Genomic DNA, 17,014 nt, shown 5'->3' on the forward strand with positions numbered 1-17,014 from the left:
TCTCAATATACTACGAATTTTCCCGAAGGGGATGAAGCGCCGAAACGGTGCACTACACTTAACATCCAACCGTGCAAATGAAAGGAATTCTCATGAAGCTATGGCCCGTTGTGACCGGTGTTGCGATTGCTTTGACGCTGGTCGCCTGTAAATCCCCCACGCCGCCGAAAGGCGTGCAGCCTATTACCAACTTCGAAGCCAGCCGCTATCTCGGCAAATGGTACGAAGTCGCCCGTCTGGAAAACCGCTTCGAACGCGGGCTGGAGCAGGTGACGGCGACCTACGGCAAGCGTAGCGACGGCGGTATCAGCGTGCTTAACCGGGGGTACGATCCGGTGAAGAACAAGTGGAATGAGAGCGAAGGCAAAGCGTACTTCACCGGCGAGCCGACCACGGCCGCGCTGAAGGTGTCGTTCTTCGGCCCGTTCTACGGCGGGTATAACGTGATCAGGCTGGACGATAAGTACCAGTACGCGCTGGTGAGCGGCCCGAACCGCGATTACCTGTGGATCCTGTCGCGCACGCCAACCATCCCGGATGCGGTGAAGCAGGATTACCTGAACACCGCGCGCAGTCTGGGCTTCCGGGTTGATCAGCTGGTGTGGGTGAAGCAGTAGCCCCTACTGGTAGGAAAACGTAATGCTGGCCAGCGCGTTGGCCGAGCCGGGGACCAATTCGCCGGTTCGGATGTACTGCGCCTGGAACGGTAACGTGAGCGTTTGTGCCGCCGTGGTACTCTGGATAAAGAACTGGCCAGTCGCACCCGCGGCCGAGCTGTCCGGCCCCATAATCAGCGGCCCGCTGCCGTTGTAGAAAAACTGCACCCCAACGCCGGACGCCGTGGAGTCTCCGGTTAGCGTCACCACCGACGAGGTGTTCGACGGCGTGGTCTGATCGGTCATCACCGCGTGAACCGCCACGTTCGCGTCGCAGGTCAGGCCGACGTTAAACGTCCCCGATGGCGACGTGCTTCCCACCGTGGGCAGGGTGCGAATATCAATGGTGCCCAGCGCCACGCTGGCGTTTTTGCTGCCGACCGTACACCCGCTGGCGGTCACCGTGATGGTGGTCGGGCTGATAATCACCTGCGCCGTTTTTGTCTCGTTGTTATAGGCGGTGAGCACCGCGGCGTTGATGGTCGGGATCTGATAGACGCCGGATTTAAGGGCGGCACCGGTTTTAATAAAGGTGACCTTTGCTGACCATCCCAGATCCTGGGCAAACCCACTGGTGCCCTCTGCCGGGTAGCTTTGCGTGATACCGGTCTGCAGGGGAATATATTGTGTACTCTTAAAATCCTTCAGCCCGATGATATATCCCACGCCCGGTACGCCGGTCTCAAAAATGGTGTAATTCGCGCCGTCGACGGTGACCGTCGCACCGCTTGAGATGGCGCTGCTGCTGGGCTGCAGCGTGCCTTTGTTGCAGGTAAAAATAAGCCCGCACCAGAACACCTGCTGCACGCTGGCGGTGGCGCTCCAGGTTGAGCCGATAATGCTGCCCGGCACCACGGAGTCCGCTGGCCCGCTGTAGGTCATCGGCTGAGGGGAGAGCGTAATGTCCGATTTCCAGTCCAAAGCCTGCACGCTGGTGCAGAAAAGTAATCCGCTGAGAAGAAACGCTAAACGCATCATAGATACTCCGTTGTCCAGGTGGCGAGGGCTGACACATCACCGGCGCTCACGGGTGTAGCAGTGGCAACCAACTGCGCGTAGAAGGTCATCTGTACGCTGTCATCCCCCGCGGTTCCGTATGCGGTGGTCTTTGTATTCAGGGGAATGAGTACGCTCTCTTTATCGAGGATTTGCACCGCCACGCCGGTAGCGCCACCGTCGGCAATTTTCAGCAGCTGCGGGTTGGCATCATCCGGCGTTCCGCTGAAGCGAATTTTTACGCCAGCAAAGGTTGGCCCGCACGCTTCAAGCCTGAGCGTGAAGGGCGTTTTGATATTGCTGACGGCCCCGGCACGGCTGAACTGTTTAATACCAATAGTGCCCAGCGGCACGTTCTGCTCCCCGGAATCCTGCGCCACCACGCAGGTGTTGCCGATCAAATTGCCGGTGACGGAGACCAGCACGTCGTAGCCGCGAACGGGGAGCGTGAAAACCAGCAGCAGCGCAATGCAGCCGATCCGAAGCGTTACTGACATACCACCTCCTGAGAATAAAGACCGGTGCGGGCGCTATAGTTCTGCTTGTTTAAGGCATAGGTAACGGCGCAGCGCTGGCGGTTGCCGCGACCCCACACGGCGTTCAGCGTGCCCTTCTCTGACAAACCGGAGAGATACAGGCTGCCGCCATCGCCGACGATGCCGCTGGTTTTGTCATCATCGAGCGAGACCAGCGTGCCGAAGGGGAGTACGTCGTTGCCGTGACGCACGATAAACATCGCTTTTGCCCCCTGGTGCGTAGCGAAGGTGGCGCGAACCAGGGCGCCATCGGTAGGCGTTTTGTTGGCGATGGCGTTTTCCAGCTCCACGTCGTTGCCAGCGGTCGTCACGTCCAGCGCGACCTGGTTAACGCGGTAAGGCGTGGCGTACGGGATCACCGCGTAGCCACGGCTGTCCGTTTTGATGCCCTTATGGTTAAGCACGGCAACGTTGCTGGCCCCCGGGGCTTTCACCAGAATGTTGGTGTTCCCGAGCGGCTGGCTCAGCGTCAGGCCATCTTCATGCACTACCGCGCCGCCGCTGATGCCGTAGCTGAGGTTGCGGGAGTCGCTGGCGTAGCTGTAGCCCAGGTTGTAATCTCCCCACGCGCCTTCGTATTGCAGAGTGGCATCGCCGCCGTAGTGCTGCTGCGCGCTGTAGCGCTGGTTGACGCTATAGAACAGGTTTTCCTGGCCCGGCAGGTAGCCGCTCACGCCCGTGCTGGCGGTTGTGCCGGTGGAGTCCGCATGGGTCGTGGTAAAGCGCGCACGGGTCGACAGCGTCGGGTTGCCCAGCGGGACCGAAATCGACATCGACAGGATGTTATCTTTCTTGTCATGGTACAGGCTCGAGCTTCGCTGGACGCTGACGCCAAGAGACACATTACGAAACGTGGCGTTCCACGCAAACTGCAGGCTTTGCGTGGTGTCTGACGTGTTCCAGTAGGTCTGCTGATCCCACGACAGTGACAGCGAGCCGTATTGTCCCATCGGCTGCGACAGCAGCAGCTGGTTTTTTGCCTTACGCGACATGCGCAGGTTGTACATGGTGTCGTATTGGGTGGTGACGGTGCCATCGTCTTCCACCGTCTGCTTTGGCGATCCGCCCGACATGCGTTTGTACGTGGTGTCGCTGAGGGTATAAAACCCTTTCGTGGAGTAGCGCAGCGAGAAGAAGTTAACCCGCGTGCCAATATCATTCAGCAGCTTGCTGTAGCGCAGGCGCACCGAATCACCGGTATAGTGCCGATCGTCCGCCAGCTGGCTGCGGGCGTGGGTCAGGTCAATAGAATAGGCGCCAAAGCGGCCGAGGTTCTGCCCAAACCCGAAGGCCAGGCCGTTATAGCGATCGGCAAACTGCGCCCCACCGTAAAACGTCAGGCCGTATCGCCAGCCGTAGAACAGCTCGCCCTGCGCGAAAGAGGGCGCATCCTGATTGCCAGTCGGACGGTATTTCCCGGCACCCAGGGCATATTTCACCTGTCCGTTACGCACCAGGTTCGGCACGCTGGCAAAGGGAAGCGTGTATTGCGTTTTGCTGCCGTCGTTCTCCTGAATGGTGACCGCCAGATCGCCTCCCGAGGAGGTCGGGTAGAGATCTTTCAGCACGAACGCCCCCGGCGGAACGGAGGTTTGATAGATGATGTTGCCGTTCTGGCGAACCGTGACCGTGGCGTTGCTGCGCGCAATGCCCCGGACTTCAGGAGCATAGCCGCTGAGGCTGGCGGGCAGCATGTTGTCATCGGTTTTCAGGGCGAGACCGCGCAGGCCCACGGAGTCGAAAACCTGCGCCGAGGTGTACGTTTCCCCGGCGTACACCTGCGCGCGCAGGGCGTGAATATCGCGCTGCAGCCAGGTCTGCACGTGGGTAAGTTCATTGCTATCTTTGGTCCACGTGGTGAAATCACGCAGCCGCCACGCGCCCAGGTTGACGCCGCTGTTGAGGCTTGCAAACAGCTGCTGTTCCCGCGTGCGCGTCTCGCCGCGATATTCATTATTCGAGCCATTGACCACGTAATTCAGCCACGCGGCAGGAATGCCCGCCTCCCAGCTTTCCGGGCTGACATATCCGCGCGGCAAATTGCGCATCGCACTTTGCGGTACGGTGAAGCTCAGGGTGAGCGTCTTTTGGTCCAGATCAAACTGCGTATCCGCAAACGCCTTCGTTAAGAGGATGCAGCGTTGCGCCAGCGGCAGCACTCCGCCCTTCGCCTGATGACTATCGATGCCCAGCGCGTCGAATTGCTCGGGCGTGAGGCAGGGCAGCGCTTCACCCGAACTGTCTTCAGCAAGGCGGAACGTGACGTTACCTGTGAACGCGTAGTTGGTATTGATATACACGTTGAGGTTGTAATCACCCGGCGGCAACGCGCTCCCGGCGTTGACCCAGGCGAGATCGGCGCTGTTCGCGCTCTCGCCGTTGAGGAATGCGGGGTTAAATTGCAGCTCGCTTTCAGCAGCCACGGCTTGCCGAATCACCAGGGAGATCACCGTGGCGCACAGGATTTTTATTTTCACGTGGTCACGCCTTACTTTTATTATTGGGATAACGACGCGCGCGTGGCGGGAGTCCATGCCCCGTAATCGTTAATGGTCTGATAGCTCATGCTGCCCGCATGGCTGAAGGTTTCGGCCAGCGTCACGCTGCCTTTCGGGGGCACCATCACCGGCTGCACCGGCATACCGTCAATTTTCACGTTGATGGTGGTGAGGTAGTACGGCGTGGGGTTGCTGAGCGTAACCTTTCCGGCACGGTAGACACCGGCCAGTTTTTTCCACGCCTCTGCCGGGTTCTCACTGAGTCCTTCCGGGCGATAAAAGACCTTGATGCGGTTAGCCGACGCAAACTGCAGCGTGTTCCCGGAGCCGCTTTTAGCCTGCTGGGGGATGGCTTTGACCGTCATCCAGTAGAGCGTCTCCCGATCCTCTGGCAGGGCTTTGCCGTTAAACATGATTTTTACCGCGCTTTCGCTGGCCGGTTTCATGACGTACAGCGGTGGCGTGATCACGAAGTCGTTGGTGCGTTCGCCTTTCTCATTCTCCATCCAGGACTGGATGAGGAACGTGGCGTCGGGATGGGTGTTTCTCACCTGCATCATGGCCTGGCTGGTGGCGCTGGAGTAGACCATTCGCGTTGCGCCCAATCCAACGCCGCCGGCATAGACGGCGGAGGAACATAACGCGCCCGTCAGGCAAATCCATGTGTTTACGCGCATAGTGTTTCTCCTGAAAGCTAAGACAGGCCCGGCTCGCAGACCGGGCCTGAAGATTACGAATAGGTCACGGTGTAAGTCGCGACGGCGCTGGCATCGCCTGCGGTGGCGCCGCCCTTCGGCGAGTAATATTTCGCGCTGAAGTTCAGTGTGTTGGCACCCTTACGCAGAGGGATGGCCGATGCCGGTTCACCCAGCTTCACCACATTGCCTTGCTCGTCATAAAGGCGAATAGCCACGTTTTGCGCAGAGTTGGCGCTGCCGTTTGCACCGACGGACAAGCTATTGATATCGGAACCGTCCGGCGTACCGGTGAAGGTGACGGCCACTGTGGTCGCAGCAATCGGGTTCTCTGCCGTTGAGGCTGAGGTATCGGCGATTTCACAATCTTCCAGGGTGATGGCAAACGCTTTTGCCGTGCTGGCTTCACTGCCTGCCGTCTTCAGCGTTGCGGTCCGCACTTCACCCATATCCACGTCAATATTGGCGCTTCCTGCGCTGATGGCGCAGGCGGAGGTCACCACTTTGCCGCTAAAGTTCACCGTGCCGCCGCTGGTGCCGGCAGCCAGCGCCGAGCCCACTGGCAGTACTGACGCAATAGCGATCGCAAGCAGCGCTTTATTATTGAATTGAGCTTTCATTGTCCTGATTCCATTATGGTGTTATGTCGAGATTTGCTCTGAAAGCAGCAGGTCTAACTGGTTAAAAAGACCAGCAAATCTGTCTTGTTCCTGAGCCCGAGTTTTCTTATCGCTGAGCTTTTTAACGCGCTGACACGACGGTAAGAAAGCTGCTCTGTTTCGGCGATGTAACGCATATCCAGACCCTTTCGCAGTTCCTTCAATACCCTCCATTCACCCGGCGTCAGCGATAACGCCGTGGGTTTTTTTATTGGGCGATAACGGCTATCGACCATTTTTAATACGCTGGCTCGCCAGTGATAAAGCGGGTCCTGTAGCGAGATATAGGCGTCTATTTCACCGCGTATCCACAGCCAGGAATTTGCCGGTGCGGAATACATGCAAATAAGTACGTCGGGATAGAGGACTTTCATCTTCCTGATATATTTCAGGCAATCATATCCCGCGTGATATTTCTCCGTGCCGGATAAAAAAACTACGTCTACAGGTGCGGCCGCGAGTATTGTTTCGATCTCCGCATAATTATCGATCGATGCTGTTATCTGCATGGTCGGGACAATATTTTTTAATAACGCGGCGATCCCCTGACGCGCAAAGTGATCTCCACCCAATAGCGCGATATTTAAATGACGTGTGTTGTTGAGCTTATTCGCCATGTCATTCCCTCGATTTATAATTGTAATGAGACTCTTCTGTCGGGCAGAACGATGCCTGTATTTTCGAAGCAATTAAGCATTGCACGGTGTGAGCCCACTATACTCAGGGCGTTAAATAGGTAACCTGAATTAATCTTAATTTGTTTTAAGTACGTTTTAGGTGTAGCGTCAATTTCTCCTCGCTAAACCGGCTTTTGCTTATCTGCCTGTAAATAATCATACTGGTAGTTTTTATTGAAAAGTTGGCTTTAATAAATGTTTTGTAAGGAAATAGTCTGCGGACGTCATGTGATGCGGGTAGTTACTGACGGTGGCTAACAATTTTGCGCCGAAATTGTTAATTAAGACGACAGCTTTCGAACTTGTTTTAATTTCGAAACCCGCTGGCAGAGCGCGTCCCCTCTGCTTTTTATCAAAAAAACAAATTAAGCACGCTGAATAATTCAGACAACGATGGCTAAAGCGTTCAACGGGCGCCTTTGTCGAGTTTTGTCAGTGTCAAGACGGCTTTAAATGGCGGTTAAGAAAACTTCAGACCGGTCAGATAAAGAGAAAGGAAAAATAAGATTTTTCGCCAGGCGCCAGGATATACAGTTGCGCAATTATCCGTCACATTAATCCTTACACAGGCGAGGGATACGCAGGTTAACCGTGAAGGGAATCTACTGGAGCAACAGGCGTTGACCGGAGGTATTTAGCCCATTCTATGCATAAGCATTACATTATTAATGGCCTGGTAGAGTTTCACCCAGCCGCCAGCACATTACGCGATCTCAACAATCCTGACCGGGTGGTGGTATTAAATTCCCCGGCGGGCCGCTGTTTGTTGTTATTAATAGAAAGGGTCGGAAGTATTGTGACTCAACAGGAGTGCATGGATATTGTCTGGCAGCGCCGGGGGATGCTGGTTTCGCCTAATACCTATTACCAGAACATTTCTATTCTGCGCAAAGGTCTGAAGAAGGTGGGTTTCGAAACCGATCCAATTGTCACTATCCCGCGCATTGGACTCACGCTCGCAAGCGATACGCAAATCACCATTAAAGAGACGCAGCCGCAGGCTGAAGAGGAAGAATGTGCTGCTCCGGATGTCTGCGAAGAGACTGTCGCCCCGACGGTCTTGAGAAACCGCTTCTGGCTGTCGGGCGCGCTGGTGCTATTGCTGATGCTGGCTGGCATGAGCGTTATCAGCCATAACCTGCTGCATGACAGCTATTTCGTAGACGGGTACCGCTTCGCGATGAAGATGGGCGAGTGTCAGCTCTATTTTTCTCGCGATATTGAAACGCAACGCGATAGGGATAAAGCCCTGGCCTATGCCACCCCGTTTAAAGACCAGTGCGCGAACTATCCCTGGGTGTATGTCAGCGGATACATCCTGCTGCCTCGCGCGTCGGTCATTCGCTGTGACAGACCGATGACGGAACCCAACCGCTGTATGTCCGATTATTTTATAGAGGATCGCTAGTATGGTTCGCTACCGTCAAACGCTTGTTGCGCTCTGCCTGTGCCTGTTGATGGGGGCTGTCGTGGCGGCGTATTACCTCTGGCATCGCCATTACATCCAGCCCTTTTCCTGCCAGGCGAACTTTATTCAGCATCACCGTGATGAAACGCTTTCTCTGTGGCTGAATTACACCGTGGAAGGCAACAACGGAATACTCAGTATGAATGGTCGGCTGAAAAGCGATCCCGCGAAGACCCTGAATCGCAAAGTTTTCTTTCAGATTGAGCGCAAAGACAGCGTCTATAATCTGACGTCTATACGCAATATGAAATTTCCGGACGACAACGTCAGCGACAGCTGGCTGGAGAAGTACGAACCCTTATTTTTTATCTATCCGAATAAGAATATTTATATGCGAATTAAGAAACAGCAGAATGAGAATTATTTATTTATTCTGGGAACGCTCCCGACCTATGTGTGCCACACGTCAAAAAACGGATAGCGACAGGGAAAAATATTTTTAAGTTTTTGCGACCATCATTTATGCTTGATTTAATAGCCAGGACCTATCTTAGGAAAATATAACAGCAACAATAATGTTGCGATAATGTAATTATTCTTCGGCAAGTTAATGAAAACTTTAATTGATGATAGCGTCAGAATGACGCCTGCGCGGAAAAAATCCCTGCATATGGGGTTACTCCTGTGGCCTCATTTCTCGCTTTTCGCATATTCAGGATTGATAGAGGCGTTACGTATTGCTTCCAGCGTCCAGAAGCGTAGCCAGAAAATACGCTTTAAACTCAGCCTGATAAGCACTTATCCCGACTTACCGGTAGTGAGCAGCTCAGGACTCAGCGTGCGGCCCGAGGCCGCCCATGCGCCGCCCGGCGACTTCGACTATATTGCGGCGATCGGTGGAGGTCTTGATCATCTTCACCAGGGACACCGTGGCGACAGAGCGTTTCTCACGGATGCTCATCACAACAACGTTCCCCTGATTGGTATTGGTACCGGCAGCTTTATTCTGGCGGAGGAAGGCTTACTGAACGAGCGCCGAGCCTCGATCCATCCTCATCACCATGACGTTTTCACGCAGCGCTTTCCGCAGGTTTATGCTGAGCAAGGCCTCGATTTTATCGACGAAGGCGATGTACTGACCTGCCCGGGTGGGATCTCAACGCTCACCCTGGTAACGGCGCTGATCCGCGCCCACGGGGGAGACGACATTGCGGCCACCACCTCCCGGCGTCTGTCTCTTCCTCCGCATGATGCCGCCACGCCGCGGCCCGCTAATATCGCCATGATCCCTGATTCGCGCCTGCGCAGGGCGGTGACGATCGTCGAACAGTATCTGACTCACCCGCTCAGCGCCGCCAGGCTCGCGCAGGACGTTAAGCTGAGCGAACGTCAGCTTAATCGCTTGTTTCACGCCGAGTTTGGCAAAACGGCGCGGGAATTTATTCGCAGCGCCAGGCTGCGCTATGCCTGCTGGCTGCTGAAAAACTCTCAGCAAAGCGTTACGGACATTGCGCGACGGATGCGGTTTAGCGACTGCGCCCACTTTATTCGTCATTTTCAGACCGAGTACGGCTGCACGCCGGGGGTATGGCGCACGTCGCAGAACTGATGCACCTATTTCGTGCTTTCTTCGTAGGGTATTACTGGCTCGCCTGGATAGACTTCCGTTAAAAGCCTAACGGAGGGAAGACGACATGAACTGGCAGCCTTTTCGCGGCGATGCACCGGAAAATATGACGATTTTCAGCGCGTCATTTCCCGACGTCAGCGACCAGTGGCCGATGAAAGACGATGCTGCCCGGGAGATCGCCTCCCTTGACCGCGCCTTGAAAGCGGAGCCGGCGCTTCGGCCGCCGCGGGTGGAATACGACGAAGGGGGGCTGGCCGTGCTTGTCCCGCAGAATCGCTATTCCGAACAGGCCTTTCGCAACCGCCCGGCGCTCACCGCGTGGCGCACCCGGCTGGTGCCCTCCGCGCTGGCGCTGTTTGTGGTGCAAAACCCGCTGGAGGACCGCCTGCCCGACGGCACGAAAATGGACAGCGACAGCCGCCAGTGGTTTATCCACGCTAACGATGCGGTTGGCGTGCGTTCTCGCGCCCGGGTGCTGGCCGCTCTGGTGGATAAGTACATTCATAATGAAAGCGAGAACAACTGGGTCAGCCTCGCGAGCGGCGCCGCCATCCCGGTGCTGGAGGCGCTGCGCGAAGCAAAGCTTGATGGCCAGCAGGTCTATCTCACGCTGGTGGACAAAGACCCGGTGGCGCTGAGCTGGGCGGAAACCATGGCGGCGCAGGAAGGCATTGTGGTGGGCGAACAGCTGACGCTGCTCAGGCGCAACCTGCTCCATACGCTGGTGCGTAACGAGGACCTGCTGCTGGAGCTGGGCGAGCATCAGGCCGAACTGGTCGACGCGCTGGGGATATTTGAATACTTCAACGACGTCGATGCGGTGACTTTCCTCCAGCGCGCGCTGCGGCTGGTCAAGCCCGGCGGGGCGGTGATTGTGTCGAACATGCTCACCAGCAGTCCGCACATTGACTTTGTGCTGCGGGGTATCGGCTGGGAGGATATTTACCCGAGGTCGTTACAGCAGCTGCAGGATATCCACCTCGCGGCGGGCGTGCCGGTGGAAAACGTCACCGTAGTAGTGCCGAAGGACGGAGTGTACGCAGTGATGGAGATTAGGGGTTAGCGCGATCGGTGTGGGGGGTCAGAGCGCAAAGCGTGGGTTGAAATAGTTCGATTTTCCAATCATGATCCCCCCATGAAAATAGAAACCGCACTCCCCACACACTTCGAACGTCTGGTCGCGATCTGGGAATCCTCCGTCCGCGCCACCCACCACTTTTTACAGGAAAGCGATATTGCGGCGCTGCGCCCGCTATTGCTCAACGCGTATTTGCCTGGCCTCAGCGTCGTGATGGCCCGCGATGACGCAGGCATTATCCACGGCTTTTTAGGCGTGGATGAAAACCGCATTGAAATGCTGTTTGTGGATGATGCTAGCCGGGGGAAGGGCGTCGGGAAATTGCTGCTGCAATATGCCATCGCAGAGTTTGGCGCGAACGAGGTGGATGTGAATGAGCAGAACCCGCAGGGCGTGGGATTTTATCGCCATATGGGGTTTGAGCAGGTCGGGCGCTCGGAACTGGACGGGCAGGGGAATCCGTTTCCGTTGCTGCATATGCGGTTGAGCGAGTGAATATTAACTTATCGCAGAAATCATACTTGTTAGATATAAAATGCAACGCGTTTTCCTGTGGGAGGTTCAACGTCGATATGAAGTTTCCCACCCATTGCCTCGATGTAGCGCTTAAGCGTGGCGATTTTAAGTTCATTTCCACGTTGCTCAAGCTGCGTTACTGCGGGTTGGTTAACCCCCATCAGATCGGCAACATTTAAGGTTTTCACTTGGTTGCCTCCAGGCTTGTAAGATGAAAGGCAAATTTGGCATCTGCGATGCTAATCATTTTTTCACAAAAGGCTTTGTCGTTACTCTTATCGCCCACGCAAAGCACAATGGCCTGACGGACAGGGTCAAATGCGAAGAAAGCACGTATCGGACGACCAGCATATTGAATACGTAATCCTTTCATAGAGTTATATCGTGAACCTTTAACCGTATCTGCATAGGGGCGAGAAAGACGAGGCCCATAATTTTGCAGATTTAACAGGTCTGCCAGTACCTTACCCTGTAAACCTTCATCCTGCTCAAGCAACCATTGCTCGAAAACCTTTCAAAACAGAACCGTCCAGATGCTTTCGTCCGTGATAAGCTTTAGTTAATAAATGCAATGGCTGTCATCGATAGCCAGGCTATTAGTGGCAAGAGTATGACAAAGAGGGAATTTCATAATGATTGTGTCATTACGAAATTGCGAGGCGCTTTCCAGCGTTTTTTCTATTCATGCTGGCGAGTATTACTTTGAGGTTATAGTGATCTTTCTCTCAAAAAAATGGCGTTTTCCTAACTGATGAATTATCCGGAATAACCGGATAGTTGAATGTTAATCCACTTTACCACCAACGAATTTTAGTTCGAACATGTTTACCTTACAGATCGGCCATGGCTGCAGGAGATTGGATTACGTGTTAAGAAAAAGAAACCAAATTTTGGCCGCACTAAGAGCACGATGAAGAACATCCGGTTCGAGGATGAGCTTTTGGAACAGAATGAGAAGGCTGCGGGAAGGGGATTTTTAGTAAGTGGGTGAAAGAGGCTTGTAGGCTTAGGCTTTTAAGTGAGTAGTAATCAAAGCTTTATAGGTAGTGTTAACAATGAAATAGATGATAAGTTCGGAATATATTTTCCAAAAGTATCATTGATGATGATTTTATAATTATCAATTATATACTTAAAAATTAATCAGTCTTTTTTAACCGAGTCTGCTTTTAAATTTCTGCGAACTGATTCGTTCGTTGCATTTTACCATTGCAATTGGGACAAAAATGTTGTTTCTTCCCTTCAATTTCCCATGTGTAGTATTCCTTCTTAAAGGGATTATGACAGATATCACACTGTCTGGGCTTAAATATAGCACCAATAATGGCCATTAAAATTACAGCACCTATAATCCATTCCATTGCAGCTTCACTTTTTGATATTTTTGAAATGGGAAAGAGAATAAAAAACAATATTTAAATCAATAAGTGATTATGTTCACATAAGATGACTGGAATGGGTGAATCTATTTATTAATAAAGTTTTTTATTAAAGCGGATGGCATTTTTGGCGGAAGATCACAGGAGTCGAACCTGCCCGGGAACGCTGGCGTCCCCAACTGGATTTGAAGTCCAGCCACCTCACCGGAGATGACGATCTTCCGCGCCTCGATTGCTACATGGAGGCGGGGCGCATTATAGCTACTTTCAGGCATTTACCACATACCCCGACACACTTTTTTCACCTCTCTTTTGACCTGTACACCCCTGTTTCAGTTAATTCCTAAGAAAATCCTCAGGTTAGCCTTTTGTGCTCTTCGACATTTACCGCGATCACAAAAAACAAGAAACGTAATCTGCTAACCAGAAAACGCAATACCCACCCCTGAAACAATGGTTTAAAACTCTGTAACCGGTCTCAGCGCCCCCTACAGCGTGAAGGATAAAAAAATGAGCGAAGTATTGTCAGTAAAAGAGAAGATTGGCTACGGCATGGGAGACGCCGCCAGCCACATCATTTTTGATAACGTCATGTTGTACATGATGTTTTTCTACACCGATATTTTCGGCATTCCCGCCGGGTTTGTCGGCACCATGTTCCTGCTGGCGCGCGCGCTGGATGCGATCTCCGACCCGTGCATGGGGCTGATTGCCGACCGCACCCGCAGCCGCTGGGGCAAGTTCCGACCGTGGATTTTGTTCGGCGCGATCCCGTTCGGCATCGTCTGCGTGCTGGCCTACACCACGCCGGACCTCAGCCTCAACGGTAAACTGGTTTACGCTGCAGTGACTTACACCCTGCTGACCCTGCTCTATACCGTGGTCAACATCCCCTACTGCGCGCTGGGCGGCGTGATCACCAACGACCCGACGCAGCGTATCTCCCTTCAGTCCTGGCGCTTTGTGCTGGCGACCGCGGGCGGCATGCTCTCCACGGTGCTGATGATGCCGCTGGTTAACCTCATTGGCGGCGACGATAAGGCGTTCGGCTTCCAGGGCGGCATCGCCGTGCTGTCGGTGGTCGCGTTCCTGATGCTGGCGTTCTGCTTCTTCACCACCAAAGAGCGCATCCAGGTGCCGCCGAGCACCACCTCTATGCGGGAAGACCTGCGCGACATCTGGCACAACGACCAGTGGCGCATCGTTGGCGTGCTCACCATCCTCAATATCCTCGCCGTCTGCGTGCGCGGTGGTGCGATGATGTACTACTGCACCTGGATCATGGGCTCGCCGGAGGTGTTCGTCGCGTTCCTCACCACCTACTGCGTCGGCAACCTCATTGGCTCCGCGCTGGCGAAACCGCTCACCGACTGGAAGTGCAAGGTCAGCATCTTCTGGTGGACCAACGCCGCGCTGGCGGTGGTCAGCGTGGCGATGTTCTTTGTGCCAATGCATGCCACCGTGCTGATGTTCGGTTTCATCTTCGTCATTGGTGTATTGCACCAGCTGGTGACGCCGATCCAGTGGGTGATGATGTCCGATACCGTCGACTACGGCGAGTGGACCAACGGCAAACGCCTGACCGGCATCAGCTTTGCGGGCACCCTGTTCGTGCTGAAGCTCGGCCTGGCGCTGGGCGGGGCGATGATCGGCTGGATGCTGGCAGGCGGCGGCTACGATGCGGCAGCCAAAACCCAGAACAGCGCGACCATCAGCATCATTATCGGCCTGTTTACCCTGGCCCCGGCTGTCTGCTACGTGCTGAGCGCCATTATCGCCAAACGCTACTACACGCTGAAAACCCCCTTCCTGACCAAAATCCTGGGCGAGCTGGCGCAGGGCGCGCGCCGCAACCAGCAGGAGTTTGAAAACCTGCCGGTCAGCAAAGAATTACAGAACTAAGAGGACGAGAGCATGAAAATCAGTGATGGAAACTGGCTCATTCAACCGGGCCTGAACGTGACGTATCCGGTTCAGGTGTTCGACGTGGAGCAGCAGGGCAATGACCTGGTGGTATTTGTTGCGCCGCGCGACGTGCGCGAGCGTACCTGGCAGCTCGACACGTTGATGTTCACGGTGCGCCTGTTTGCCCCACAGGAAGGGATTATCGGGGTGCGTATCGATCATTTCCAGGGCGCACTGAATAACGGCCCACACTATCCGCTGAACGTTCTGAAAGACGTGAAGGTAGAGATTGAAAACAACGCCGATTTTGCCGAGCTGAAAAGCGGCAGTATCAGCGTGCGCGTCACCAAAGGCGAGTTCTGGGCGCTGGATTTCCTGCGTAATGGCCAGCGCATTACCGGCAGCCAGCTGAAAAACAACGGCTACGTGCAGGACAGCAACACCGACCGCAATTACGTGTTCGAGCGTCTGGATCTGGGCGTGGGGGAAACGGTCTACGGCCTGGGCGAGCGCTTCACCGCGCTGGTGCGCAACGGCCAGACGGTCGAAACCTGGAACCGCGACGGCGGCACCAGCACCGAGCAGTCCTACAAAAATATCCCGTTCTACCTGACCAACCGCGGCTACGGCGTGCTGGTGAATCATCCGGAGAACGTCTCGTTTGAAGTCGGCTCCGAGAAGGTCTCCAAGGTGCAGTTCAGCGTGGAAGGGGAATATCTGGAATACTTCGTGATCGACGGCCCGACGCCAAAAGAGGTATTAAACCGCTATACGCAATTCACCGGGCGTCCGGCGCTGCCGCCTGCGTGGTCATTCGGCCTGTGGCTGACCACCTCGTTCACCACCAACTACGACGAAGCGACGGTGAACAGCTTTATCGACGGCATGGCCGAGCGCGACCTGCCGCTGCACGTGTTCCACTTCGACTGCTTCTGGATGAAGGCCTTCCAGTGGTGCGACTTCGAGTGGGACCCGGTGGCCTTCCCGGATCCGGAAGGGATGATCCGCCGCCTGAAAGAGAAAGGGCTGAAGGTCTGTGTGTGGATCAACCCGTACATCGGCCAGAAATCCCCCATCTTCCGGGAGCTGAAAGAGAAGGGCTACCTGCTCAGGCGCCCGGACGGCTCCCTGTGGCAGTGGGACAAATGGCAGCCGGGGCTGGCGATTTATGACTTCACCAATCCGGACGCGTGCCGGTGGTATGCCGACAAGCTGAAAGGCCTGGTGGATATCGGCGTCGACTGCTTCAAGACTGACTTTGGCGAGCGTATCCCGACCGACGTTCAGTGGTTTGACGGATCCGATCCGCAGAAAATGCACAACCACTACGCCTACATCTACAACGAACTGGTGTGGAGCGTGCTGAAAGAGACGGTGGGTGAAGAAGAGGCGGTGCTGTTTGCCCGCTCCGCGTCCGTGGGTGCGCAACAGTTCCCGGTTCACTGGGGCGGCGACTGCTACGCCAACTATGAGTCGATGGCCGAAAGCCTGCGCGGCGGGCTGTCGATTGGTCTGTCCGGCTTCGGGTTCTGGAGCCACGATATCGGCGGGTTCGAAAACACCGCCCCGGCGCACGTCTATAAGCGCTGGTGCGCGTTCGGGCTGTTCTCCAGCCACAGCCGCCTGCACGGCAGCAAATCCTACCGCGTGCCGTGGGCGTACGATGACGAGTCCTGCGACGTGGTGCGCCACTTCACGCAGTTGAAATGTCAGCTGATGCCGTACCTGTACCGTCAGGCGGCGCTGGCCCGCGAGTTCGGCACGCCGATGCTGCGGGCGATGATGCTGGAGTTCCCGGACGATCCGGCGTGCGATTATCTCGACCGTCAGTACATGCTGGGAGATTCGTTAATGGTGGCACCGGTATTCTCCGAGGCGGGCGACGTGCAGTTCTACCTGCCGGAAGGGCGCTGGACGCACCTGTGGCACAACGACGAAATCCAGGGCAGCCGCTGGCAGAAGCAGCAGCACGGTTTCATGAGCCTGCCGGTCTACGTGCGCGACAACACGTTGCTGGCGCTGGGCAACAATAACCAGAAGCCGGACTACGCGTGGAATGAGGGGACGGCCTTCCAGCTGTTTAACCTGGACGACGGCGCAACGGCGGTGAGCGAAGTGCCTGTGGCGGACGGCTCCGTGGCGTTTACGCTGAAGGCGTCACGTCGGGGCGACATCGTGACCTTTACCGGCGCGGGAGACGCGCAAAACTGGTCGGTGTGCTTGCGCAACGTGCAGAAGGTGAGCGGCGTGAAGGGCGGTTCGCACGCGGGCAGCGAGTGGGGTGTGGTGGTGAAAGCGGAGGGCGATGAGGTGGTTGTTCACCTTTAATTCCCCTCACCCTAACCCTCTCCCCAAAGGGGCGAGGGAATGGTTTGCTCCCT

15 protein-coding genes, 1 tRNA gene and 2 pseudogenes are annotated in these 17,014 nt (G+C 55.3%); 9 read left to right on the top strand and 9 right to left on the bottom strand.

Annotated features, from left to right (window positions below; translation table 11 throughout):
* Nucleotides 1-92 precede the first annotated feature (92 nt).
* On the top strand, nt 93-617 hold the full coding sequence (locus KGP22_RS00285; RefSeq protein ID WP_008500115.1) for a lipocalin family protein: 525 nt from the start codon (nt 93-95) through the stop codon (nt 615-617).
* Between the two features lie 3 nt (nt 618-620).
* Here KGP22_RS00285 and KGP22_RS00290 read toward each other — a convergent pair whose 3' ends face one another.
* From KGP22_RS00290 to KGP22_RS00315, 6 genes are read right to left on the bottom strand one after another with little or no spacing between them, the layout of a single operon-like run.
* Nucleotides 621-1,631, bottom strand: coding sequence for a fimbrial protein (locus KGP22_RS00290; protein WP_223582509.1), 1,011 nt, complete (start codon nt 1,629-1,631; stop codon nt 621-623).
* Complete coding sequence (locus tag KGP22_RS00295) at nt 1,631-2,149, bottom strand: fimbrial protein (protein ID WP_111964279.1); 519 nt, start codon at nt 2,147-2,149, stop codon at nt 1,631-1,633. Before KGP22_RS00295 ends, KGP22_RS00290 begins: the two co-directional genes overlap by 1 nt.
* Entirely contained in the window at nt 2,140-4,665 is a 2,526-nt protein-coding gene (locus tag KGP22_RS00300) for a fimbria/pilus outer membrane usher protein (RefSeq protein WP_223580845.1), read from the bottom strand. The genes KGP22_RS00295 and KGP22_RS00300 overlap by 10 nt, the downstream gene beginning before the upstream one ends.
* A gap of 20 nt (nt 4,666-4,685) precedes the next feature.
* Nucleotides 4,686-5,363, bottom strand: coding sequence for a fimbria/pilus periplasmic chaperone (locus tag KGP22_RS00305; protein ID WP_223580847.1), 678 nt, complete (start codon nt 5,361-5,363; stop codon nt 4,686-4,688).
* Nucleotides 5,364-5,416: 53 nt separating this feature from the next.
* Complete coding sequence (locus KGP22_RS00310; RefSeq protein WP_223580849.1) at nt 5,417-6,001, bottom strand: fimbrial protein; 585 nt, start codon at nt 5,999-6,001, stop codon at nt 5,417-5,419.
* 53 nt (nt 6,002-6,054) lie between these two features.
* Nucleotides 6,055-6,657 (bottom strand): LuxR C-terminal-related transcriptional regulator, encoded by a 603-nt coding sequence (locus KGP22_RS00315; protein WP_111964283.1) that lies wholly within the window; start codon nt 6,655-6,657, stop codon nt 6,055-6,057.
* Nucleotides 6,658-7,363: 706 nt separating this feature from the next.
* Here KGP22_RS00315 and KGP22_RS00320 point away from each other — a divergent pair.
* The 5 genes from KGP22_RS00320 (at nt 7,364) to KGP22_RS00340 (ending at nt 11,328) form a co-directional block, all read left to right on the top strand.
* Nucleotides 7,364-8,125, top strand: coding sequence for a winged helix-turn-helix domain-containing protein (locus KGP22_RS00320; protein ID WP_223580851.1), 762 nt, complete (start codon nt 7,364-7,366; stop codon nt 8,123-8,125).
* A gap of 1 nt (nt 8,126) precedes the next feature.
* Complete coding sequence (locus KGP22_RS00325) at nt 8,127-8,606, top strand: hypothetical protein (RefSeq protein ID WP_223580860.1); 480 nt, start codon at nt 8,127-8,129, stop codon at nt 8,604-8,606.
* A gap of 189 nt (nt 8,607-8,795) precedes the next feature.
* Nucleotides 8,796-9,734, top strand: coding sequence for a helix-turn-helix domain-containing protein (locus KGP22_RS00330; protein ID WP_149367294.1), 939 nt, complete (start codon nt 8,796-8,798; stop codon nt 9,732-9,734).
* Between the two features lie 85 nt (nt 9,735-9,819).
* Nucleotides 9,820-10,818 (top strand): class I SAM-dependent methyltransferase, encoded by a 999-nt coding sequence (locus tag KGP22_RS00335; protein ID WP_111964286.1) that lies wholly within the window; start codon nt 9,820-9,822, stop codon nt 10,816-10,818.
* Nucleotides 10,819-10,890: 72 nt separating this feature from the next.
* Entirely contained in the window at nt 10,891-11,328 is a 438-nt protein-coding gene (locus KGP22_RS00340; RefSeq protein ID WP_111964287.1) for an acetyltransferase, read from the top strand.
* 29 nt (nt 11,329-11,357) lie between these two features.
* On the opposite strand, the pseudogene KGP22_RS00345 reads toward KGP22_RS00340, so the two are convergent.
* Nucleotides 11,358-11,522, bottom strand: a pseudogene (locus KGP22_RS00345) (transcriptional regulator); the annotation flags it as partial.
* 11 nt (nt 11,523-11,533) lie between these two features.
* The gene (locus KGP22_RS00350) at nt 11,534-11,845 is read right to left on the bottom strand and encodes a type II toxin-antitoxin system RelE/ParE family toxin (protein ID WP_223580862.1); all 312 of its coding nucleotides are present in this window, start codon (nt 11,843-11,845) and stop codon (nt 11,534-11,536) included.
* Between the two features lie 414 nt (nt 11,846-12,259).
* Here KGP22_RS00350 and KGP22_RS00355 point away from each other — a divergent pair.
* Nucleotides 12,260-12,375, top strand: a pseudogene (locus KGP22_RS00355) (hypothetical protein).
* Nucleotides 12,376-12,856: 481 nt separating this feature from the next.
* Here KGP22_RS00355 and KGP22_RS00360 read toward each other — a convergent pair.
* A tRNA-Sec gene (locus KGP22_RS00360) sits at nt 12,857-12,951 on the bottom strand.
* A gap of 287 nt (nt 12,952-13,238) precedes the next feature.
* Here KGP22_RS00360 and KGP22_RS00365 point away from each other — a divergent pair.
* Together KGP22_RS00365 and yicI are read left to right on the top strand one after the other, a co-directional pair.
* Nucleotides 13,239-14,630 carry a glycoside-pentoside-hexuronide family transporter gene (locus KGP22_RS00365; protein WP_149367280.1) on the top strand — a complete coding sequence of 464 codons (1,392 nt, stop codon included), beginning with the start codon at nt 13,239-13,241 and terminating at the stop codon, nt 14,628-14,630.
* Between the two features lie 12 nt (nt 14,631-14,642).
* Nucleotides 14,643-16,961: an alpha-xylosidase gene (gene yicI, locus KGP22_RS00370; protein ID WP_223580865.1), complete on the top strand. Its 2,319-nt coding sequence runs from the start codon at nt 14,643-14,645 to the stop codon at nt 16,959-16,961.
* The last annotated feature ends 53 nt before the right edge of the window (nt 16,962-17,014 follow it).

The sequence above is a fragment of the Enterobacter sp. JBIWA005 genome, from assembly GCF_019968805.1.
Classification (GTDB): Bacteria; Pseudomonadota; Gammaproteobacteria; order Enterobacterales; family Enterobacteriaceae; genus Enterobacter; species Enterobacter vonholyi.

Bases quoted from the DNA above. Each gene is read 5' to 3' on its own strand.
- KGP22_RS00285 (WP_008500115.1), top strand. From the start codon at position 93: ATGAAGCTATGGCCCGTTGTGACCGGTGTTGCGATTGCTTTGACGCTG.
- KGP22_RS00290 (WP_223582509.1), bottom strand. From the start codon at position 1,631: ATGCGTTTAGCGTTTCTTCTCAGCGGATTACTTTTCTGCACCAGCGTG.
- KGP22_RS00295 (WP_111964279.1), bottom strand. From the start codon at position 2,149: ATGTCAGTAACGCTTCGGATCGGCTGCATTGCGCTGCTGCTGGTTTTC.
- KGP22_RS00305 (WP_223580847.1), bottom strand. From the start codon at position 5,363: ATGCGCGTAAACACATGGATTTGCCTGACGGGCGCGTTATGTTCCTCC.
- KGP22_RS00310 (WP_223580849.1), bottom strand. From the start codon at position 6,001: ATGAAAGCTCAATTCAATAATAAAGCGCTGCTTGCGATCGCTATTGCG.
- KGP22_RS00315 (WP_111964283.1), bottom strand. From the start codon at position 6,657: ATGGCGAATAAGCTCAACAACACACGTCATTTAAATATCGCGCTATTG.
- KGP22_RS00320 (WP_223580851.1), top strand. From the start codon at position 7,364: ATGCATAAGCATTACATTATTAATGGCCTGGTAGAGTTTCACCCAGCC.
- KGP22_RS00325 (WP_223580860.1), top strand. From the start codon at position 8,127: ATGGTTCGCTACCGTCAAACGCTTGTTGCGCTCTGCCTGTGCCTGTTG.
- KGP22_RS00330 (WP_149367294.1), top strand. From the start codon at position 8,796: ATGGGGTTACTCCTGTGGCCTCATTTCTCGCTTTTCGCATATTCAGGA.
- KGP22_RS00335 (WP_111964286.1), top strand. From the start codon at position 9,820: ATGAACTGGCAGCCTTTTCGCGGCGATGCACCGGAAAATATGACGATT.
- KGP22_RS00340 (WP_111964287.1), top strand. From the start codon at position 10,891: ATGAAAATAGAAACCGCACTCCCCACACACTTCGAACGTCTGGTCGCG.
- KGP22_RS00365 (WP_149367280.1), top strand. From the start codon at position 13,239: ATGAGCGAAGTATTGTCAGTAAAAGAGAAGATTGGCTACGGCATGGGA.
- yicI (WP_223580865.1), top strand. From the start codon at position 14,643: ATGAAAATCAGTGATGGAAACTGGCTCATTCAACCGGGCCTGAACGTG.